Source organism: Leucobacter sp. M11 (genome assembly GCF_035726885.1).
Classification (GTDB): Bacteria; Actinomycetota; Actinomycetes; order Actinomycetales; family Microbacteriaceae; genus JAPFRB01.
Genome location: NZ_JAPFRB010000003.1, coordinates 307612 through 311797 on the forward strand (window position 1 = coordinate 307612; position 4186 = coordinate 311797).

At 72.0% G+C, this 4186-nt stretch carries 4 protein-coding genes; 3 read left to right on the top strand and 1 reads right to left on the bottom strand.

The window, feature by feature from the left end; genetic code table 11:
• Window positions 1-19: 19 nt before the first annotated feature.
• Complete coding sequence (locus OOT08_RS09780) at window positions 20-1501, bottom strand: LuxR C-terminal-related transcriptional regulator (RefSeq protein WP_325092454.1); 1482 nt, start codon at window positions 1499-1501, stop codon at window positions 20-22.
• A gap of 107 nt (window positions 1502-1608) precedes the next feature.
• On the opposite strand from OOT08_RS09780, the gene OOT08_RS09785 reads away from it, so the two are divergent.
• The 3 genes from OOT08_RS09785 to OOT08_RS09795 form a co-directional block, all read left to right on the top strand.
• Complete coding sequence (locus OOT08_RS09785) at window positions 1609-3276, top strand: SulP family inorganic anion transporter (protein WP_325092455.1); 1668 nt, start codon at window positions 1609-1611, stop codon at window positions 3274-3276.
• Window positions 3273-3950: a GAP family protein gene (locus OOT08_RS09790; RefSeq protein ID WP_325092456.1), complete on the top strand. Its 678-nt coding sequence runs from the start codon at window positions 3273-3275 to the stop codon at window positions 3948-3950. The genes OOT08_RS09785 and OOT08_RS09790 overlap by 4 nt, the downstream gene beginning before the upstream one ends.
• 54 nt (window positions 3951-4004) lie before the next feature.
• Window positions 4005-4186: PLDc N-terminal domain-containing protein (locus tag OOT08_RS09795; protein WP_325092458.1), on the top strand; the 182-nt coding region annotated here is incomplete at its 3' end.

Genomic DNA, 4186 nt, shown 5'->3' on the forward strand with positions numbered 1-4186 from the left:
GAGTGACCGGGGCCGCCCGTCAGCGGCCGCGGGCGTCGCGGGCGTGGATCGCCGCCCGGCGCGAAGACACCCCGAGTTTGCGGTAGATCGAGCGGATGTGCGTCTTCACCGTGGGGTAGGAGATGCCGAGGTGGGCCGCGATCTCTTCGCCGGTCATTGTGGTGCGCAGGCAGGCGAGGATCTCCCGCTCGCGGTGCGTGAGCAGCTCCGCCGTCCCCGGGAAGCGGCGGTCTCGCTGCGCGAAGATCGTGCGGAGGAAGGCGTCGTGCGGGGAACCGCGCTTCGCGTGCGCGCTGAGCAGGTCGCCGATCGTCTCGTCAGGGGTGAGGAAGGGGGCGAGCACGCGCTCCGGTTCCGCCGCCTCGAGCGCGCTGGCGAGCGTCTCGTGGGCCAGCTCCCCGCGCCCGGCCGCGGAGCGCAGCCCGGCTGAGGTGACGAGCGCGCTGACCCGGGCGTACCGGGGCGGCGTGGCCACGGTCACGAGCCGGAGCGCTTGCTGCGCAAGCTCGTGTGCCCCGAGCCGCTGGAACAGTTCGGCGAGCAGGGCGTGGGCGACCGGGGCTCCCGAGCGGGTCAGCGCGGGCGTCCCGAGGCGAAGCGCGTGCTCATCCTGTCCCTCCGCGTACGCGAGCCAGGCCGAGGTGACCCGCCGGAGCACGCCCCACGGGATGCCGTGCTTATCGGCGGTGCTGACCCCCTGGACCAGCTCGCCCGCCTCCCGGAAGCGGTCCCGGCGTCCCAGTGCGATGAGGCTCAGCGTGAGGTAGAGCCGCGCCTGCGCCTCGAAGTTGGTGCCCGGGCTGGCCCGGTTCACAATGGCGTCGCAGTGCACGACCGCGGCCTCGAAGTCCCCCCGCCAGAACGCGATGGTGCCGCGGGTGGACTCCGGGAGCCCGCCCTCGAAGAGATCCCAGTCGCTCGGCTGCGCGCTCTCCGGGAGGCGATCGAGGATCGCTTCCGCCTCGGTGAACGCCCCGGCGTGGGTGAGCGCGAAGGCGAGGTTCGCCTGGGCGAGGCGCAGGGTGGCCGCGCGGGCCTGCAGCCGCGCCTCGTCGCTCGCCGAGCGCAGCAGCGAGATCGCCTCGGGAAGGTTGCGGCGCAGGCGAATCTCGGTCCAGCCCAGGAGGAACAGGGCGGAGGGATAATCGTCCTCCGGCCCGCACTCGGCGAGGGCGCGGCGGGCCCGGTCGGCGATTTCCGTCTTCGAGGGGGCGTCCGGCGCGAGCAGCAGGGTCGTGAAGCAGACCACAAAGTCGTCGGGGGCGAGGCGGAGCCCCTGGCCGCGGAGGAAGGTCGCCCCGTTTGCGTCCCCGGCGAGGTCCCGGCAGCAGGCCCGGATGAGCAGCAGGTGTGGGTCGTGGGCATCGGGGAACTCGACGCAGAGCTGCTCAAGCTCGTGCGTGTGCGATTCCAGGATGAGCCGCAGCCAGTGCCGCCGGAGCAGGGCCGCCGCGCGTTCGGGCTCCCCGGAAGCGAGGGCGAGGCGGGCGGCTGCGATCATGGTTCACAGACTAGTCCCGCCCGCCCGCACGGGTGGCCCGCGTCTCACCTCATCCGAAAAGGGTGAGGGCGCGGTTTCGCGTCCCGCTTCTCTGTGACGATGCGAAGATGACGACGCTGCTGACCGGGCTGAACCGCCGAATCCTCGGGCGAGAACTCCTCGCCGGGGTGACGCTGCTCGCGATCGCGGTGCCGCTCAACATCGGCTACGCCCAGATCGCGGGGCTTCCCGCGGCGGCGGGCCTCGCCGCGCTCGTCGTGCCCACGCTCGTCTGGGCGCTGGCCACGTCCTCTCGGCAGCTCGTCGCCTCGCCGGACGCGGCCGCTGCCGCGCTCGTGGCGTCATCCCTCGGCGGTCTGGCCGTCGCGGGCTCGGAGCACTACGCGATCATGGCGCTGGCCCAGGCCGTGATCTGCGGGGTGCTCTTCGCGGTCATGGCGGTCTGCAAGCTTGGCTTTCTGGCGAACTTCCTCTCGAAACCAATCCTGATCGGCTTCGTGGCGGGTCTCGCCCTCGACATCCTCGCCTCCCAGGTCGCGAAGATGCTCGGCGTGCGGCTCGAATCCGGGCTGGACTTCGGCGCGAAGGCGCTCGGGCTCCTCGCCGGCCTGGGCGGCACGAACCCGTGGTCGGCGCTCATCGCGGCGGGCGGGGTGGGGATCCTGCTCCTCGGGAAGCGCGTCGCCCCCGTGGTGCCCTGGGCGCTCGTGGTGATGGTGCTCGCGACGGTGGTTGCGGTGCTCACGAACGCCGCGGCCGCCGGGGTGGCCGTGCTCGGCGCGGTGCCCGGGGGGTTCCCCGCGCTGACCTGGCCGACGCTCGGCTGGCAGGACTGGCTGGCGCTCGTGCCCTCCGCGCTGGCGCTCACGATGGTCACCGCCGCAGAGGGCCTGCTCGTCTCCCGCTCCTACGGGGAACAGCGCGGCTATGTCACCCGACCGAACCGGGACCTGCTCGCCTTCGGGATGGCGAACGTCGCCGCCGGGGCGAGCGGCTCCTTCGTGCTCGGCGCCTCGACGAGCCGCACCGCGGCCATGGACCAGGCCGGATCGCGCACCCAGCTGCCCTCCCTCGTCCTGGCCGCGGGCACCCTGCTCCTGTTGCTCTTCGGCACGGGGCTCCTCGCGGAGATCCCCTCGCCCGCGATCGGCGCGATCGTCGGCGTCGCGGTGTTGCCGCTGCTGGGCGTCTCCGGGTTCCGCGGGCTCTGGCGCGTGTCCCGCGCCGAGTTCTGGATCGGCCTGGTCTGCTTCGCGGTCACCCTCTGCATCGGCGCGCTCGCGGGGATCCTCGTCGCGTTCGTCCTCGCCCTGATCAACCTTGCCCGCCGCGCCGCCCACCCGGCGATCGACGTGCTGGGGGAGTCCGGCGACCCGAGCACCTCGGCGCTGGAGGGCGCGCCCCCCGCAACGCGTTCCGAGCACGGCCCGCTCGTGATCCGCATGGCCGCGCCGCTGTTCTTCGCGAACGGGGCCGTCTTCGTCCAGGCCGTGCGCGAGGCCGTCGCGGAGGCCGGGGGCCCGAAGACTGTGCGGCACCTCGTCATCGACCTGGAGGGGGTGACCGACGTGGACGTCACGGGGGCCGAGGCCTTCGCGGGGCTCCGCGCCTGGCTGCGCGAGGCCGATATCTCGCTTTCCTTCAGCCGACTGCGCCGCGCGGCGCGCCCCCGGCTGAACCGCTTCGGCGTCGTCCGGACCGGCGACCCCGTCTACGCCACCAACCGTGCGGCGATGACCGCGCTCGCCCCAACCCCCGAGAGGAACGAATCATGATGGGTTCCGTCATAGGAGAACTGCTGCCGCTGAGCCTAGCCATCGCGATCAGCCCGCTGTCGATCATCTCCGTGATCCTGATGCTGCTGTCCCCGAACGCGCGCCGCACCGGCCCCGGCTTCCTGATCGGCTGGGTGCTCGGGCTCGCATTGCCGCTCATCCTCTTTGTCTTCTTCGCCGGGTTTCTGCCACCGCACCACGCCGCCGGGGGCCCCAACGTGGTCCGCGCGATCGTGCAGTTCGTGCTCGCGGCGCTGCTGATCCTCCTCGCGGTGGCGCAGTGGCGCGCAAAGCCTGCTGCCGGGGCCGAGCCCGCGCTGCCCAAGTGGATGTCCGCGATCGACTCCTTCTCCTTCGGCCGCGCGCTGGGGCTCGGACTCCTGCTGGCCATTCCCCGCCCGAAGAACCTGCTGATCTCGGCGAGCGCCGCGGTCGCGATCGGGGGATCGGGGCTCACCGCGGGGGCCGAGGGCATCGCGATGGCCGTCTTCGTGCTCTGCGCCGCGTCCACCGTGCTGCTCCCCGTGCTCGCCTTCTTCCTCGCCGCCGAGCGGCTCCGCGAGCCCCTGGACGCCATCCACCGCTGGCTTGCCCGCGAGAACACGGTGATCACCGCCGTGCTGCTGCTCGTCGTCGGCGTGCTCATGCTCGGGAAGGCCATCGGCTCCCTCTGATTTCCTCGCGGCCACCGGGTCGTGGGGCTCCCCCTCACCAGAAACGGAAAACACATGGAATTTTGGGACATCATCACCTGGATGCTCTGGGCCGTCGTCTTCATCGGCTATCTCTTCGCCCTGTTCGCCATCATCAGCGACCTGTTCCGGGACCGGAAGCTGAGCGGCTGGTGGAAGGCGGTCTGGATCGTCTTCCTCATCTTCCTGCCGCTGCTGACCGCGCTCGTCTACCTCAT